This window comes from Streptomyces sp. MS191 (assembly GCF_008042125.1).
In the GTDB taxonomy this organism is placed as follows: Bacteria; Actinomycetota; Actinomycetes; order Streptomycetales; family Streptomycetaceae; genus Streptomyces.
In genome coordinates, this window is record NZ_RDBI01000050.1 from 68,968 (window position 1) to 71,595 (window position 2,628).

The 2,628-nt window shown below is 69.5% G+C and carries 2 protein-coding genes; one reads left to right on the forward strand and one right to left on the reverse strand.

Features of this window, described 5'->3' with window-relative positions:
* Nucleotides 1–44: 44 nt before the first annotated feature.
* Nucleotides 45–1,397 carry a lysine N(6)-hydroxylase/L-ornithine N(5)-oxygenase family protein gene (locus EAO71_RS22420; RefSeq protein ID WP_147979615.1) on the reverse strand — a complete coding sequence of 451 codons (1,353 nt, stop codon included), beginning with the start codon at nt 1,395–1,397 and terminating at the stop codon, nt 45–47.
* Nucleotides 1,398–1,647: 250 nt separating this feature from the next.
* On the opposite strand from EAO71_RS22420, the gene EAO71_RS22425 reads away from it, so the two are divergent.
* Nucleotides 1,648–2,628: methionyl-tRNA formyltransferase (locus EAO71_RS22425; RefSeq protein WP_147979637.1), on the forward strand; the 981-nt coding region annotated here is incomplete at its 3' end.

The window sequence follows — 2,628 nt, forward strand, 5'->3', positions numbered from 1 at the left end:
GAGGTGCGCCGGGACGGTCCGCGGGGGCCGGCGCGGGGCGGGTGCTACCGGACCGAGCCGATCCCGTCGGCGACCGGCGCGGGCTCGTCCCGGGCGGCTGCCGGCCTGCGGTCGAGCACCGAGTCCAGGATCTCGCCGACCCGGATCGCGGTGTTGGAGAGCAGGGACGAGGTGATGCCGTGCGTGTGCTCGGRGCCGCCCTGGAGGTAGATGCCGCAGCGCAGTTCGGGGTCGGCCGTGACGCGGTAGTCGCGCTCGACCCGCACGCGGCCCTGGTCGTCGCGGTGGCAGAGGTCGGCGACCCTGCCGAGCAGGCCGAGCGAGTCGGCCTGGCTGTAGCCGGTGGCGAGCACGACGACGTCGGCGTCCAGCACGGTCTCGTCGCCGGTGACCAGGGACGTGATGGTGGCGCGCACCCGGTCGTCGGCCTCCGCGACGGCGGTCAGCCGGGAGATGTTCAGGAAGCGCAGCCGTTCGGCGCCGAGCACCTTCTCCTGGTACGCCTGCCGGTACAGGTCGTCGATCAGGTCGATGTCGACCACGGAGTAGTTGGTGTTGCCGTGGTAGTCCATCAGTTTGCGCTTGACGCCGTCGGGGGCCGTGAAGTACTCGTCGACCGCGGCGGGGTCGAAGATGCGGTTGGCGAAGCTGCTGTCGTCCGCCGGGCTGTAGCCGTAGCGGGAGAACACCGCGCAGATCTCGGCCCGCGGGAAGCGGCGGTGCAGGTAGGCGACGTTCTCCGCGGCGCTCTGGCCGGCGCCGACCACGATGAAGCGGGACGGGTCGCTGCCCTCCAGCGCCTCCACCTCGGCGAGCAGGTCGGAGTTGTGCCAGACGCGGTCGGACCGTTCGACGCCCTCCGGCATGAGCGGGCGCAGGCCCGTGCCGACGACGAGGTTGCGGGCCCGGTGCACCACGGTGTCCGTTCCCGAACGGGCCGTCACGTCCAGGTACTCCACGATCCCGTCGCGCACCACCGGCTCCACGGCCACGACCTCGTGGCCGTACGAGACCATGTCGTCGACCTTCGCCGCCGCCCACTCGAAGTAGTCGTGGAACTCCACCCGCAGCGGGAAGAGGTTCTTGTGGTTGACGAAGTCGATCAGGCGGCCCTTGCTCTGGAGATAGCAGAGGAAGCTGTAGTCGCTGCTCGGGTTCCGTAACGTCACCAGGTCCTTGAGGAAGGACACCTGCATCGTCGCGTCGTCGATCAGCATGCCGCGGTGCCAGCCGAAGCCGGCCTGGCGCTCGAAGAAGTGGGCGGTGACCGTCTCCTGCCTGCCGACCCGCGCGTTGTGCTCGCTCAGCGCGATCGCCATGGCCACGTTGGACGGCCCGAAACCGATGCCGATGAGGTCGTGGACCAGAGGTGTGTCGCCAGGAAGAACCCGTGACATGTCGCTCCCATCGTGCGGGACAGCAGCCCGCCGGACATGGATGGACAGGACAGGACGCCGGGCCAACCGGCGATTCCGCCCAGCCGAACTTAGGTAAAGCTAACCTGAGTTGAAGCGGACTGTCGACAGGACAAATCAGGCATGCCGCGAGACGGAATTCCGAACTCCCTTCGAAACAGGGCCCGTTGCACACTTAGGTAAGCCTTGCTTTACTTGGCGCCGTCCACTCGCTCTCCCGAGGAGGAAGCCCATGCGGGTCGTCATGTTCGGTTACCAGACCTGGGGCCATCGCACGCTGCAAGCGCTCCTGGACTCCGAGCACGACGTGGTGCTGGTCGTGACACACCCCAAGAGCGAACACGCCTACGAGAAGATCTGGAGCGACTCCGTCGCCGAGCTGGCCGAGGACCACGGCGTCCCCGTGGTGATCCGGAACCGGCCGGACGACGACGAGCTGTTCCGGCTGCTCGAGGAGGCGGACCCGGACGTCATCGTGGCCAACAACTGGCGCACCTGGATCCCGCCGCGCATCTACGGACTGCCGCGCCACGGCACCCTGAACGTCCACGACTCGCTCCTGCCGAAGTACGCCGGCTTCTCCCCGCTCATCTGGGCGCTCGTCAACGGGGAGTCGGAGGTCGGCGTCACCGCGCACATGATGGACGAGGTGCTGGACGCCGGGGACATCGTCGACCAGCGCGCGGTGCCGGTCGGTCCCACCGACACGGCCACGGACCTGTTCCACAGGACCGTCGACCTCATCGCCCCGGTGACCGTCGGCGCGCTCGCGCGGATCGCCTCCGGCCAGACGGAGTTCACCCCCCAGGACCGTTCCCGGGCCAGCTTCTTCCACAAGCGGGCCGAGGAGGACATCCGCATCGACTGGGGCTGGCCCGCGGAGGTCCTGGAGCGCCTGGTCCGCGCCCAGTCCGCCCCCTACCCGAGCGCCTTCACCTTCCACCGGGGCAAGCGCCTGGAGATCCTGGCCGCGGTCGTGTCCGCGGGACACTACGGCGGAACGCCGGGCCGCATCTTCTACCGCGAGGGCGAGGGCGTGGTGATCGTCGCCGGCGCCGACGCCCGCACCGGCCGGAACCACGGGCTCGCCGTCACCCGGGTGCGGACCGAGGACGGCCGCGAACTGGCGGCGACCGACTACTTCACCGCCATGGGCGGGTACCTCACCGGCCGTCAGGGGCGGCCGGTGAGGTACCCGCCCATGGCGGTGAAG